We start from the raw sequence: 14288 nt of genomic DNA, 5'->3' as shown, positions 1-14288 counted from the left end.
GTGAATATGCGCTCGGACTTGTTGACCCGGACGATTTCCATACTGGATCGCCTGATCGGTTTTCCGACGATTTCGGCAGACAGCAATCTTGAATTGATCAGCTTTGCCGCGACCCTGCTTCGTGAAGCTGGTGCTCAAGTGACAGTTTCCAAGGATGCGACCGGCAAGAAAGCCAACCTGTTCGCAACAATTGGCCCAAATGTCTCCGGCGGAATTGTCTTGTCAGGGCACACGGACGTCGTCCCGGCAGATCCCGTAGAATGGACCTGCAACCCGTATCAGATGCGCGAAGAAGGAGGCTTGCTGTACGGGCGAGGCAGTTGCGACATGAAAGGCTATATCGCTGCGGTCCTCGCGAAATCGCAGGACTATGCGCTACTCGACCTGAGACGGCCGCTGCATGTCGCCTTGACCTATGATGAGGAAGTCGGCTGCTTTGGCGCAAGGCATCTGGTTGAGGAACTGAAGCGCAGTGATATTCGTCCCTCCGTAGCGATTATCGGTGAGCCGACGGAAATGCGGGTCATTGAGGGGCACAAGGGGTGTTACGAATATACGACAGCGTTCCACGGCACCGATGGGCATGCCTCCGAACCGGACAAGGGGGTCAACGCTATCCACGTTGCCGCCGCTTTCATCTCCAGGATGATGGAACTGGCAGAAACCATGAAGGACAAGTCAGGTCCGGACAGCGAGCGCTACTCACCGCCATGGACGACACTTCAGGTTGGCCGGATAGACGGCGGCTCTGCACGCAATGTCATTGCTCGGCATTGCGCGGTGGAGTGGGAAATGCGCCCGGTTCGGATGCAGGACGCACTCGAGATAAAGTCTGCCCTGGAAGCCTATTGCCAGGACGTGCTGTTGCCTCAAATGACGTCCGTCTACCCCGACGCTGAGATTGTCACCGAAATAATAGGAGAAGTCGCCGGACTGGCCGTGATGCCGGAAAACGAAGCAAGGGACATCGTTACATCGCTCACTGGCGCGAACCTGTGTGATGTCGTTTCATTTGGCACCGAGGCCGGGTTGTTTCAGGCCCTTGGGCTTTCCGTTGTGGTTTGTGGCCCGGGCTCCATCGCACAGGCGCACAAGCCCGATGAATATCTGGCCGTTGACCAGCTCGATAAATGTCTCGACATGCTCACGGGACTGGAAAGGACCTTGTTACAGGCCTCATGACCGATCAGGACATAACAGCGACGGCCGACGTTGCAGACTTGTTGAACCAGGCCGCAAGCGCCCAGGAACGGTTTCAGATCATGTATTCCGTTTTGAGAGACCGGATCTGCATGCTTGTCTATCCGCCTGGAACGCAACTGAGTGAAGAGGCATTGGCATCTGAATTCGGTGTCAGTCGCTCGCCATTGCGCAAGGCACTGCAGATACTCGAAGCAGACGGGTTGTTGTTGTCGCAGCAAGGCGTAGGCACACTGGTGACTGAAGTGGATCTGGAAGAATTGGCGCAGGTCTATGAACTCAGGCTTGAGCTGAATGAATTGACCGGCAGGTTGGCCACGCGGTCTCTCGATTCTGAACTGGAAGCCACATTCAACAGTCTCAAAATTCGGGCGGAGCGATTGAGCTCAACGCCGGATCGTGCGGTTTTTGCCCGACTCAATATCGATTTCTTTCAGGCCTTTTTGCAGCTCACACTGAATATGCCGCTGCGCGAAGTTTCTGAAAAGCTGTTCTACAAGACCTGTCGCATCTGGCTGACTTTGATAGATGAGAAGGACCTGCCAACGGAGGTCGCCATCTTCTGCGGCGAAATCGCGGAAATTTCGAATGCTGTGCGACTTGGAGACTTCCAGGCCGCAGCCTTGATTAGGCGAGCACATCTCTCCATGGGGTTCAACCGACTGAAAACCGCAACACGACAAAGCACCGACCGGAAGGCTGGTTAGCCAAGGGCTTCTTGGAGCTTTTGGGGGTTGGTTGAACGAATAAGACCGCCCCCGGAAGCGATTGTGGTGGGATACAATCAGTTGCTTCCGGGAGCGGCCCGGGCTTTCAAAGAAGATGAACGAACTTCTTTGAACGGGTAATCCTTTCAATAGCCTCAAACAAAAGTGGCTTTTCACCTCAAATATGCTCGGTGTGCCTAGTTATTCCTAAAAAATTTAGTGTCTCTTTGCCATTTTCGTCAGTTTTCTGACTGTAGAAGTCGTGATCTTGCAATCGGATTCTACGTTTCTCTGAACGTATTTTCCTTTTTCGAGAGAATATTCGAGAAATACACTAAGTTCGTTTGCATGAGCGACAAGCACTCTGTGACCGGAAACCACTGTGTCAGTTACTTCCAGATCCTGACCCCAGGCCCAGCCACCATAAGAAGTGCCACCGTTCGACCTGAGGACGATTTCGAAAAAATTGCCCCCGTCGCTTTCAGGCATTTTGAAAACGAGATCCAGATTGTCTTCGTCGTCTTTCGTCGGCTCTCCCGCACCAAGCCAGACAGAACTGATATTTGCGGAGATCAAATCGCCAAGAGGATAAAATGGGGAACCTTCGTACCAAAGAAATTCCGTAATAACGGACCCTATGTCATTAGCCCTCTCAAATGGTCGTACATTGTCTCCGTACCCTGCATAGGTCCTCCTGAAGGAGATCTTACCAGACATGAATGGTTTCCTTACTATCTGATAATACGTAGTTTTTGCTATTGGCCGCGAAGTGTGATCACTCTTCGTCCCTTCGGCAAAGCTACATTCCCAATAGCGCCGTCACACAGGCGTGACTCCGTCACGGCAGTGCTGTTCTTCTGTGGTGGGAACTGTGTTAGAAAAAATTACCAGGGGGCAACGTGATGAATAAAAGTTGTTCAGCCACTAATATTCGACTACTTGGCGTTCCGTCAGTGTATTACTCGCGGAATACACCGTTTCCTGCCAAGGGATACGCGTTGCTTGCAGTATTGTTGCTTGTTCCTGGCAACGAGCTTGCGCGTCAAAAGGCGGCTGCCCTGCTTTGGGAGGATGTCGCCCAAACCAGGGCCATGGCAAACCTCAGGCAATTGCTTGTGAGGGTTCAAAGCAAGCAGCCCGAAGCCGGACCGCTCATTGAAACAACCCAGACCAGAATCAGTCTTGGTCCCGGGGCGCAAAGTTCCGACCTGGCCGCTTTTCTCCAGTCCTGCAAGGCAACCGACCTTGAAGGCATGATGTCCGGGATCGAGCAGTTCACCGGCGAACTGCTCGATGGTATGGAGTTCGAAGGTGAACAGCTGAACCTTTGGCTGTTGACCGAGCGCGCGAGCCTGAGGGAGAAACTGTTTAACAGAGCAGCAGCAGCCCTTGAGGAAACGACACGCTTCGGAGCGGATCGTGGCGGCAACATCGGCAAGATCGCTGACCGGCTTCTGGCTTTCGAACCTGACAGCCCCGAATGCTATCGCATCATTTCAAAAGCTTATGGCAGGTGTGGCGATCAGGATGGCGTCGATCGTATCGACCGGTTGATGAATTCGGTTCTCAATCCTGCCTTGCCTCGTGTGCCTGGCAATACAAGCGGCAAGCCTTCGGGAACTGTCTGGGTCGCACCGACGGGCGTCAAACCGGTTGAGGAGCGTCCGGCACCTCCCAAACCACCGGTTCCGCGCGTTGCCTTTTCGTCGCCCCGCCACATCGATCAACATCCGAATGCGCAGCTTGCCGAGGCATTCGTTGAGGATGTCGCGAACAGTTTCTCCAGGTTCAAGACATTTGTCGTGGTCTCGCCGTTCAGTACGATGCGTGACTTTCGCGGCGGCAATATAAGCAATTGGGAAAAAATTCGGTCCAACTACTCCGTGCAGAGTTTTCTGCTCCCGGGCAGCCAAAAGATTTCCTTTACCGTTATCGATGACGGCACAGGGGAGATCATCTGGTCTGCGGAGTATTCGATGGAGCCGGAGGACCTTCACTATACCTTCCGGCTTCTTGCAAAAACCGTGGCGGCCAATCTCGCCCAGCAGATCGAGCGACAGATGCTCGACTCCGGTCGTTCGATCAATGCCCAGAGCTATCTGCACGTCTTGCGGGGGCAGAACCTCATCAAGACCTGTAATCTGAGCATGATCCGCCGGGCCAGAAAGGAATTCCGGCAAGGTCTCACGTACGACAAGGATTTGTCCATCGCCCGCGCTCGCATAGCGCAGACGATGCAACTGGAATGGTTGCTGCTCGGGGGTACGGATCCGCACCTCCTTCACCGCGCCAAGGCGGAAGCGGACGCAGCCATCGAGATCGATTCGACGGCCGGTATCGGCTACTGGATGGCTGCGGTCATCGCGCTTTACCAACGTGATTACACGACCTCGGAAGCCAAGTTTCAGGAAGCCGAGACCTTGAGCCCCAACTCTTCGGATCTGCTCATACAGCACGCAGATGCGCTTGCGCATTTCGGCAAGCCCAAGGACGCCTGGAACCGTTTCAAGCACGCGATCGATCTCAATCCACTTGCACCGGACATCTACTGGTGGGCGGGTGCGAGCATCGCCTTCAAGCTGGCCGACTACGCAGAGGCCGTCCGGCTGTGCAAGCAGATGGATGACGAGGAACCCGCGTTGCGCATCCTGACGGCAAGCCTCGCTCTAGACGGGCAAATTGAGAGCGCAAGACAATATGCACGGCGTCTCATGGATGTTTATCCGGGGATGACCGCGCAGGAAATCAGTCGCTTCATGCCAGACAAGAACCCAGAGAACAGCAAGATCTTTCTGGAAGGTCTGAAACTCGCCGGCTTCGACTAGGTAAACCCATTTACAGGAGAAAATTATGCCTAATTCGTCATTTTACGTGATCGGAAAACGTGGTCACGGTGTTGTTTTTTTGCGGATGGATCCGCTGCGCGTATCTCGTGTGTCGCACCAGACAATTCTGGCTTACGAAGCGCAAAACGCCGGTGTCGACGGCTATGCACGCATCGCCGCTGCCGCCCGGGTTCTGTTCGCCGAAAGTGATGGCAATCCGGAAACAAGCCTCAGCCAGGTCGAGTCGGAAGGTATCTACCAGGCTATCAAGCAGGGCAGCACGATCTCGGATGTCGATTTTGCATTCCTCACTGATGTCGATGACAGCGATTGGGACCTCAACAGAATGAGCTGGGCACCGATCCAGGATCCGGTTTCCAAGACCGGCTCCGGTTCTGATTCCGGAAATCCCGACACGCTTCAGGATGCCGTGCTTTCGGACGATTGATCCGGAAGGCGCCTGACTGACAAAATCGCACCGCTACAGGAGGTATCCGCTGTGCAATCCGATCCTTTCTCTCCGCAATTCCTGCGCAGCTTCGGCATAACCAGATTGGGTGAGATCACCGGGCTGGACACGATCGGGATACCGGTCTGGTTCGCAACCAGGCCAAATTCCAGGTCTCTTTCCGTTTCCCAGGGAAAGGGTGTGACCAACGATCAGGCGAAGATTTCAGCGATCATGGAAGCCGTGGAATGTGCTGTCGCCGAACAACCGCGACAGCACGTCACGGAGTTCGCGACGATCGAAGACATGGCGCGCCAGCAAAGGAGCGTCATTCCGTTCTTTGATCTAGCAAGGGTCAACCCGCATCAGCTCGACCCGACCCGCCAGCGCGCCTGGGTTCCTGGAACGTCCCTGATATCCGGCGAGCAACGCTTCGCGCCCTACGAATTGGTCGGGATGGACATGCGTAGCGACATGCCTTGGGACCGTCATGCCTTCCGTATGACATCCCAGGGGTTGGCGGCGCATTTCTCGATCGACAAGGCCATCGAACACGCCCTGCTTGAACTCGTGGAACATGACACGTCCAGTGTGGTCGATACTTTCGGTTTGTTCGTCAACAATATCCGGGAGGTCACCGACTACGAGGGCGCGAACGCCGATCTAGACGCCATTCTGGAGAAGGTCTCAAAAGCCGGGCTTGATCTTCACATATACGCCCTTCCAGGACGCGTGAAACTTCCGGTCATTGCCGCTGTCATCTCGCGGCAGGTGAATGGGCCATCCGGTGTCATTTCGCGTGCTCCTGCCGGAATTGCCTGCCGGACGAACGTTGCCGAGGCGATACTCGCAGCCTTGCTTGAAGCGGTGCAGTCACGTCTGACGGACATCGCCGGTGCGCGCGACGACCTTGCGATGGATCGTTTTCAGCAGTCCAAGGATGGCGTGGCCAGGAACCAGCCACCACTCATTCCTCTCGCCAAACTTGAGGCTGAGTTCCGCCCTGCAAGGCAGTCGTCCATGGGGTGGCAGGATGTCCTGAAGCTGATGCGGGCGGCTGGTATTGAAGATGCCTACATGTTCCCGCTCAAATCGCCGGTCCCGGACGTTCACGTGGTGAGGACGATCGTCACAGGCCTTAACGCGCATTCCGGCAGCTTCTCCGAAATGTCCATGAACTCGATACTGCTGACGACGGAAGTGCTGAGCACTGCATGTTGAAACCCGTCGTTTTTGCAGGACCGAGCGTTCACGGCTTGGCCGGCGATCTTTTTGACGACCTGGACGTATTCCCACCTGCGGCACGCGGAGACATTCTGCGAGCCGTGGGGCAGGGGCGCCGCGTGATCGGATTGATTGATGGTTACTTCAACTCCACCCCTTCTGTCTGGCACAAGGAAATCCTGTTCGCCCTACAGGAGGGGTGCAAGGTGTACGGCGCGGCCAGCATGGGCGCATTACGGGCTGCAGAGTGTTTCCCATTCGGGATGGTTGGTGTCGGGGCAATTTTTGCAGACTATCAAGCGGGAAGGCGTCAATCGGATGCGGATGTTGCTGTTTCGCACGCTCCGGCAGAACTGGGCTATTACCCGCTGACACTGGCGCTGGTGGATGCGGAGGCGACGCTGTCTGAAGCTTTGAAAGGCGGGTTCATTGCCGAGAGCGCACATGATGCATTGCTGAAAGCTGCAACCGGTCTGCATTTTTCTACGCGAACCTGGGTGCGCGTGCTGAGCGAAACAGGACTTTCCGAAGCTGAAAGCGCTCACTTTCTGAAGTGCCTGCCCGAGTTCGAGCAGAGCTTGAAACGGCAAGACGCTCAAAAGCTCCTGACCAATCTGAAAGAGAACATCGAGATTGAGACGCATGATGGTCAGGACAGTTGGAAAATACAGAACACCCTTTTTCTCAAGTCACTTGAAAAAGAAATTCTCGGCAGGTGACAGCTAATGAAAATGGAGATTGTAAAAGCCAGGACCACATGGTCAATCGTGCCGGATTGTGGCGGTCTGATTGAAACGATAGCGATCTCACTACCTCAAAAGGTTTTTGATCCCGGCAATCCTCACGCCGAAAAGATACTTGCCGCGATCGGAAATTTGCTCAAGGCCATTCCTTCGAGTGTTTCAATCCTGGCATTTGCGGATGCTTTTAACGAGGCGGCTGCAAGGGGCTGGATCGAAACACAAACCGAGTGTCGCTATGACATTGTCGTGGCAGGCGCTAGGCCGCTTGAAAGTGCAGATATCTGGGCACAGGATTCCATCCTGGTACAAACGCGAGGCAACGACCTGCGGATTGCCGCTCCAGCATGCGACTGGCCCAGGGGCATCTTGCCGAGGTTACTGGCCGAACACCTCTCTGTCGCCTGCCACGATCTCCCACTCTTTTTGCCCGGTGGAGACCAGATCGTTGGTGAGGGCTTTCGTCTCATCGGTCACACAAGCCGGTTGAGATCAGCCTCCAACAAGTATGGCGGTGACAGCACTTTGCTTGCCGCAGATCGGCGTATCGGTGAACTCGATAACAGACCTGTCTGCTATTGGGGATACCGAAGACAAGACTTGTTCGAAAAAACCACCGTCGATACTCATAAAAACAAGGCCGGCAAGAACACTGCTGATTCTAACCGTGAGGGAGGCCTGGACTGGCAAACAGCGAATGATCTGCTCGGGGACCTTCCATTTTCTCATTTGCGGCCGGATCTGGTTACGACCATTGAGCGGTGCGAAAGCCATGTCGACAGATATGTTTCTCCAACAGGTTTGCGCCACAACGGCAAGCACTTGTTATTGCTGGCAGACCCGGTGGCCGTGGCCCCAGAAGCCATCAGCAAGGCGAAGCGGGAAAAGAGACTTCTCGATGCGTCGGAACATTGGCTGAGGGACCAGGGTTTCGAAATTATCCGCAATCCAGTTCCCTGTGGTGTCGACGTAAAGAACGCAGTCAGACCGCGACTCTACAACAACGTTCTTCTGGAAAATGCGGTACGAGAGGGAAATGGCAAACCAATCATGTGGTTGCCATGCTTCGGCGAAGACAGCAGGTTCATGGAATTCGATGCGGAGAACGCCAGGATCTGGAAGGATCTCGGCTTCGACCCCAAGCAGGTCTTTGGCTGGGAAAGCCTTGCCCATGCAAATGGCGCACTGCGCTGTGCCAGCAAGGTAATCAGACGGCAAGCAACTTGATCGAACGGAACTAGATGTAAACCGACACGGACAGGTGCGTCTTCAGCATCAGGCTAGTTTTTTAGAAGAAGAGGTTGGCTGGGGAACCTGGATTCGAACCAGGACTAACGGAGTCAGAGTCCGTGGGTCTACCGTTAACCTATTCCCCAACAATGCTCATAAGGCGAGCTGCCAATCGTCGGTACAGAGCGAAATGATTGGTCGCTCTCGATTGGTGTGCCGCATATACATCCATCACATTCACGATTGCAAGACCCGTCGACGACTTTTTTGTGAAATTGCATGCCTGTGGAAAGTCTCGCGAAAGACTGTATGCATTCGTTTCAAGGAAAGCTTTTCCGACGAGGGGCAACCTGTTACAGTTTTGTCAACGAAAGACGCAGTCCCCAGCAGCGCCCCTTGAAAAACGGCGGCAGCACTGGAGATCTGAAAGGCAAAAACGTGACTCAGTCAGGTCAGGAACCGCCCGAGAAAGGGCGTCGTACCCCTGATGTGTCCGGAACCAGCGGGGCTCCCAGGGAGCCCGGGGGAACATCCAGACGACGCCGAAAGCGCAAGTCTGGCAAGCGCCCCAAAGGCAACTCTGCGACACAGGCAAACGGTGTCGTCAACGGAGTGCCTGATACGGACGGGCGAATTCCGTCCAGTGCTGTGACCGGACCCGTCGATCAAGCACTCGCCGCGCAGGAACAGCCTGCGCGAAAGGGTGAGGGTGCGTCCACTTCCCAGAAACGTCGCAAAAAACGGAAGCGCGGGCGGGCAGCCGGTGGTGAGGGCGTGCAAAACGTCCAGGCAGGTGGGCTGAACCAGGATGGTGCGGAACGACAACCTGACACCACGACGAGCCTGAAGGGTAAGAAGGCAGCCCGTAGACGCGGCCGACGGCGCAAACAGTCCGCCAACGGAGCGGAATCAGTCCCTGTTGCACGGACAAACGATGGCGACATCGTTGTCAGCTCAAAGACACTCGAAAAGAATACCAGTACCCCCTTCCACCGTAATCATGAATTGCGTGTGCGACGGGATGGTGAAAATCGCCCGTCGGCAAGCCGGAAGGAACAGGTCGACGGTTCTCGTAATCCTGCACCATATGATCGGACTGCGGGCAGGAACAACTCACCGCTTTATGCCGCGCTTGATCTTGGGACCAACAATTGCCGGCTTTTGATCGCCCGACCTGAAGATCGCGGATTTCGTGTGGTCGACGCCTATTCCCGAATAGTGCGCCTCGGAGAAGGTGTCGGCTCGAACAGAATGTTGAGCGATGCGGCCATGGAGCGGGCAATCGATGCTCTTGCCCAATGCCACCGGAAACTCGCCGACAGAGGGGTTGCGCGCTCAAGGCTTATCGCGACAGAGGCCTGCCGGGCAGCCGAAAATGGAGCTGACTTCATCGAAAGGGTGAAGGCGGAGACAGGTTTGGCGCTCGAGGTCGTCAACCGCGAGACAGAAGCTCGCCTGGCAGTCGCCGGATGCGCTTCGCTTGTGGATCACGACGCCGATGGCGTGATTCTGTTCGATATCGGCGGAGGGTCCTCGGAGATCGTCTGGCTGGATCTGCGCAACCGTTGTGGCGCACGGGGCTATGCATTGACCCGCTTCATCCGGTCTTGGATCTCGTTGCCGGTCGGCGTCGTCAACCTTGCAGAGCGGCACGGCGGTGTTCACGTGACACCGGATATCTTCGAAGCCATGATTGAAGATGCCGCCGAACATCTGGCAGCGTTCAATCTTGCTAATAACCTGACCGAAGCTATCGCGTCGGGCAGGGTCCATATGCTCGGAACATCTGGTACGGTTACCACACTGGCCGGTGTCCATCTGGGCCTGAAACGTTATGACAGGCGCAGGGTCGACGGTACCTGGCTGGAAGATGGAGACGTCTCCAGAATGATTGATCAGCTGCGCGACATGCCTTATGAGGCACGCGTGGATAATCCATGCATTGGTGCGGATAGGGCTGATCTTGTTCTGGCAGGTTGTGCCATCCTGGAAGCTATCCGCCGCCGCTGGAGTTGCTCACGTCTGCGCGTCGCGGACAGAGGACTTCGCGAAGGTATTCTTACAGAATTGATGGCGGCCGATGGTGTCTGGTCGCACCGCAAAAACGGCTCTCGGCATAATCGCGGGCGCCAAGGGAACAGAACATGAGTCAGGGCAAAAAGGGAACAGGCGACCGAGGTCTCCACGTCAAGGTGAAGACGTCCGCTGGTCGGCGCGAATCCTCCACGCGTTGGCTGCAGAGGCAATTGAACGATCCATACGTGCGCCGCGCGAAGATGGACGGTTACAGGTCGCGAGCTGCCTACAAGCTGATAGAGATCGACGACAAGCACAAATTGCTGAAACCCGGTTACCGGGTGGTCGATCTTGGTTGTGCACCGGGTGGCTGGTGTCAGGTTGCGGTGGAAAGGGTACAGTCCTCCGTGGAAGCGCCCAAGGTGGTCGGGATCGACTATCTGGAAATGGACCACGTGCGAGGAACGACATTCCTGCAAAAGGATTTTCTGGACGACGATGCTCCAGCCGCCTTGCTGGAAGCGCTCGGTGGCCACAAGCCCGATGTCGTTCTGTCCGACATGGCGGCGCCGACCACTGGCCACAAGCAGACCGACCATTTGCGCACGACGCATCTTTTCGAGATCGCAATCGATTTCGCGAGACGCAACCTCGTTCCGGGTGGCTCGTTCCTGGCGAAAGTTTTTCGGGGCGGGACGGAAAATGCACTGCTTAACGACCTGAAACGCGAATTCAAATCGGTCGCCCATCTGAAACCGCCGGCAAGTCGCAAGGAAAGCCCGGAACTTTATGTGATCGCGAAGGGCTTTCGCGGAAGTGATCTTGATCCGGACTGAACCGTTTTCAACTCGACCGGGAAGCCGGTTTGCCATGAGAGACAGGGGGAACGCCCCATAGCGGGCGTCACCCCCTTTTCTTTCTGTCACCTGCGTGTTATTGACCCGCGCCAACTTCTCCGGCACAGCCGAAGCGACTCGAAAGATGCAGGCTTTTGATCAAAGCGTGCGTCTCAGCTATTTTTTTACAAAGGGGAATTGGCAATGGCATCCTTCTATGTCCCTACCACTGGACAGCAAGCCCTGACGTTTGACGATGTCTTGCTGATCCCTGGCCACTCGGAAGTCATGCCGGGTGAAGTTGACCTGCGCACCCGGGTCACACGGGAACTTGAACTCAATATTCCGATCATCTCGTCGGCAATGGACACAGTTACCGAAGGCCGTTTGGCAATCGCCATGGCTCAGGCTGGTGGCATTGGCGTCATTCACCGCAACCTTTCTCTCGACCAGCAGGCCGAAGAGGTTCGGATGGTCAAGAAGTTCGAATCCGGAATGGTGGTCAATCCGCTGGTCATCGGGCCGGACGCGACCCTGCAGGACGCCCTTGACCTGATGAAACGGTATGGCATTTCCGGCGTTCCGGTCGTTCAAAACGGCGGAGCAGGCGGTCAGACTACTGGCAAGCTGGTTGGCATCCTGACAAACAGGGACGTGCGGTTCGCGTCCAATCCCGACCAGAAAATCCATGAACTGATGACGAAGGACGATCTCGTCACTGTCAACGAGAACGTCAGCCAGGATGACGCCAAGCGGCTCCTTCATCAGAACCGCATCGAAAAGCTTCTGGTCGTGGATGACAACCGGAACTGCATCGGTCTCATCACCGTCAAGGACATGGAAAAGGCGCAGCTCAATCCGAATGCGTCCAAGGACGATCAGGGCCGGTTACGCGTTGCAGCGGCAACCAGCGTCGGGGAAGAAGGGTTTGCCCGCGCAGAACGTCTGATCGACGCAGGTGTGGACCTTCTTGTGGTCGACACGGCCCATGGCCATTCCCAGAAGGTTCTCGACATGGTCGGCCGGGTAAAAAGCCTTTCCAATTCCGTACAGGTACTTGCAGGCAACGTTGCAACCAGTGACGCAACCAAGGCTTTGATTGATGCCGGTGCAGATGCGGTAAAAGTCGGCATTGGCCCGGGTTCCATTTGCACCACCCGAATTGTCGCTGGCGTTGGCGTTCCGCAGCTAACGGCCATCATGGATTCAGTGAACGAAGCGGACAAGCAGGGCGTACCTGTGGTCGCTGATGGCGGCATCAAATTTTCCGGCGACCTGGCCAAGGCGATTGCCGCTGGCGCGGCGTCCGTCATGGTCGGCTCTCTTCTGGCAGGCACTGAAGAAAGCCCGGGCGAGGTCTATTTGCACCAGGGACGATCCTACAAATCCTATCGGGGCATGGGGTCCGTCGGCGCCATGGCACGTGGCTCGGCCGATCGTTATTTCCAGGCGGAAGTACGCGACAGTCTCAAGCTTGTACCGGAAGGTATCGAAGGTCAGGTGCCATACAAAGGTGCGCTTGGCAGCGTTCTGCATCAGCTGGCAGGTGGCTTGAGGGCTGCCATGGGCTATGTTGGCGGCCGCAACATTCCTGATTTTCAGGAAAAGGCGCGTTTTGTTCGGATCTCTGGTGCAGGCCTGCGGGAAAGCCATGCCCATGATGTGACGATTACACGGGAAAGCCCAAATTACCCGTCCAACGTTTAAACCACTCGTTATCGGGGCGCTTTGGAACAGGCGCCCCGCAAAGGAACAGCATGAAAGATGGCGGACGCCTGGCGGCGGCAATTGAAGTCCTGACTGAAGTGGAAACGCGGCACAGGCCTGTGCAGCTTGCCCTGAAAGACTGGGGTTCCGCACACCGGTTTGCAGGTTCTGGTGACCGGACGGTCATCGGCAATCTTGTGTTTGACGCACTTCGGAACAAGGCTTCGCTTGGTGCAAGAATGAAAGACGGTTCGGCAAGAGCCGTTGTTCTTGCGACCTATTGCCTGAGTTGGGGCAAAGGCCTGCAGGCGTTAAGCGACATTCTTGAGCAGGATCATCATGCTCCGGCTGCATTGTCAGCTGATGAAATCGCTTGCCTCTCGCAGGAGCCTGACAGCACGCCGTCGCCTTTTGAACAGGCAGATATTCCAGAATGGCTTTGGCCACATTTTGAGACCGTCTTCGGCGAAAGCGCCATTGCAGAAGGCCAGGCGCTGGCAACACGCGCTCCGGTCGACATGAGAACCAATACGCTCAAATCTGACCGGGACAAGGTTCTCAAGCGGCTGGCTCATACCGGGGCAAAGACAACACCGCTGTCACCAGTTGGTGCACGCATCGAGGCCAAGCCTGATCTTGGCCGCATGCCGCATGTTCAGGCCGAGGAAGGCTACCGAAAGGGTTGGTTTGAATTGCAGGACGAGGCCAGCCAACTGGCGGCTCATCTTGCGCAAGCCAAACCTGGTGATCAGGTTTTGGACTTTTGCGCTGGCGGTGGTGGCAAGACACTGGCTCTGGCTGCCTCCATGCAGAACAAGGGGCAGCTATATGCCTATGACGCGGACCGGCTCAGGCTTGCTCCGATCCACGAAAGACTGCAGCGGGCCGGTGTTCGAAACATTCAGGTGAGAGATCCTGCAACCTCAAGCCTCGACGATCTTGTCGATCAGATGGACCTGGTTTTCATCGACGCCCCTTGCACGGGGACCGGCGTATGGCGTCGCCGGCCGGACTCCAAGTGGAAGCTGGCGGAAAAGGCCTTGCAGGATCGTATCGAAGACCAGCGCCGTGTCCTGGAAAGCGCGAGCAGATACGTCAAGCCGGGGGGACGTCTCGCCTACGCGACCTGTTCCGTCCTGCGTGAGGAAAACCAGGCCCAGGCGGACTGGTTCCTGGAGCAAAATCCGTCGTTCCAGTCTGATTCCGCGCTGGATATCTGGAAAACAACTCTGCCGGATGCACGGCTCCCGAAATACGTTTCTGACCGTGGCGACATTCTGCTGACGCCCGGGTCTACCCAAACGGACGGTTTCTTCATTGCCCTGTTCCGGCGCGTGCAGTGAGATCAGACAGTT

At 56.0% G+C, this 14288-nt stretch carries 12 protein-coding genes and 1 tRNA gene; 11 read left to right on the top strand and 2 right to left on the bottom strand.

From position 1 onward, the window contains the following. The first annotated feature begins 6 nt into the window (after positions 1-6). Positions 7-1182: an acetylornithine deacetylase gene (argE, locus tag HCG46_RS16740; RefSeq protein WP_205838569.1), complete on the top strand. Its 1176-nt coding sequence runs from the start codon at positions 7-9 to the stop codon at positions 1180-1182. Continuing rightward, positions 1131-1907: a GntR family transcriptional regulator gene (locus HCG46_RS16735; RefSeq protein ID WP_353621821.1), complete on the top strand. Its 777-nt coding sequence runs from the start codon at positions 1131-1133 to the stop codon at positions 1905-1907. The genes argE and HCG46_RS16735 overlap by 52 nt, the downstream gene beginning before the upstream one ends. A 216-nt stretch (positions 1908-2123) precedes the next feature. On the opposite strand, the gene HCG46_RS16730 is transcribed toward HCG46_RS16735, so the two are convergent. After that, complete coding sequence (locus HCG46_RS16730; protein WP_055654213.1) at positions 2124-2624, bottom strand: hypothetical protein; 501 nt, start codon at positions 2622-2624, stop codon at positions 2124-2126. A gap of 281 nt (positions 2625-2905) precedes the next feature. On the opposite strand from HCG46_RS16730, the gene HCG46_RS16725 reads away from it, so the two are divergent. Genes HCG46_RS16725 through HCG46_RS16705 form a run of 5 tightly spaced genes read left to right on the top strand, consistent with a single transcriptional unit; the run spans position 2906 to position 8371 of the window. Next, positions 2906-4732, top strand: a complete 1827-nt coding sequence (locus HCG46_RS16725) for an SARP family transcriptional regulator (RefSeq protein ID WP_168686861.1) — start codon at positions 2906-2908, stop codon at positions 4730-4732. A 25-nt stretch (positions 4733-4757) separates the two neighbouring features. Then, entirely contained in the window at positions 4758-5180 is a 423-nt protein-coding gene (locus tag HCG46_RS16720; RefSeq protein WP_031268516.1) for a hypothetical protein, read from the top strand. A 51-nt stretch (positions 5181-5231) separates the two neighbouring features. After that, a complete protein-coding gene (locus HCG46_RS16715; protein WP_168686860.1) occupies positions 5232-6401 on the top strand; it encodes a YcaO-like family protein in 1170 nt (389 codons plus the stop codon). Continuing rightward, positions 6398-7123 (top strand): TfuA-like protein, encoded by a 726-nt coding sequence (locus HCG46_RS16710; protein ID WP_168687192.1) that lies wholly within the window; start codon positions 6398-6400, stop codon positions 7121-7123. The genes HCG46_RS16715 and HCG46_RS16710 overlap by 4 nt, the downstream gene beginning before the upstream one ends. A 6-nt stretch (positions 7124-7129) precedes the next feature. Next, a complete protein-coding gene (locus HCG46_RS16705; protein ID WP_168686859.1) occupies positions 7130-8371 on the top strand; it encodes a hypothetical protein in 1242 nt (413 codons plus the stop codon). A gap of 75 nt (positions 8372-8446) precedes the next feature. On the opposite strand, the gene HCG46_RS16700 is transcribed toward HCG46_RS16705, so the two are convergent. Further along, positions 8447-8520: transfer RNA gene (locus tag HCG46_RS16700), tRNA-Gln, on the bottom strand. A 343-nt stretch (positions 8521-8863) separates the two neighbouring features. Between HCG46_RS16700 and HCG46_RS28465 the strand changes: the two genes are divergently transcribed. The 4 genes from HCG46_RS28465 to HCG46_RS16680 all read left to right on the top strand — a co-directional run bounded on the left by HCG46_RS28465 (position 8864) and on the right by HCG46_RS16680 (position 14276). Continuing rightward, positions 8864-10522, top strand: coding sequence for a Ppx/GppA phosphatase family protein (locus HCG46_RS28465; protein ID WP_353621827.1), 1659 nt, complete (start codon positions 8864-8866; stop codon positions 10520-10522). Further along, positions 10519-11226: an RlmE family RNA methyltransferase gene (locus HCG46_RS16690; RefSeq protein ID WP_022998673.1), complete on the top strand. Its 708-nt coding sequence runs from the start codon at positions 10519-10521 to the stop codon at positions 11224-11226. Before HCG46_RS28465 ends, HCG46_RS16690 begins: the two co-directional genes overlap by 4 nt. A gap of 204 nt (positions 11227-11430) precedes the next feature. Then, positions 11431-12933: an IMP dehydrogenase gene (gene guaB, locus HCG46_RS16685; RefSeq protein WP_022998672.1), complete on the top strand. Its 1503-nt coding sequence runs from the start codon at positions 11431-11433 to the stop codon at positions 12931-12933. Between the two features lie 50 nt (positions 12934-12983). Beyond that, positions 12984-14276, top strand: a complete 1293-nt coding sequence (locus tag HCG46_RS16680; RefSeq protein WP_168686858.1) for an RsmB/NOP family class I SAM-dependent RNA methyltransferase — start codon at positions 12984-12986, stop codon at positions 14274-14276. Positions 14277-14288 lie beyond the last annotated feature (12 nt).

This window comes from Labrenzia sp. PO1 (assembly GCF_012273635.1).
Lineage (GTDB): Bacteria > Pseudomonadota > Alphaproteobacteria > Rhizobiales > Stappiaceae > Roseibium > Roseibium algicola.
This window is presented reverse-complemented; position numbering and strand designations above follow the sequence as displayed.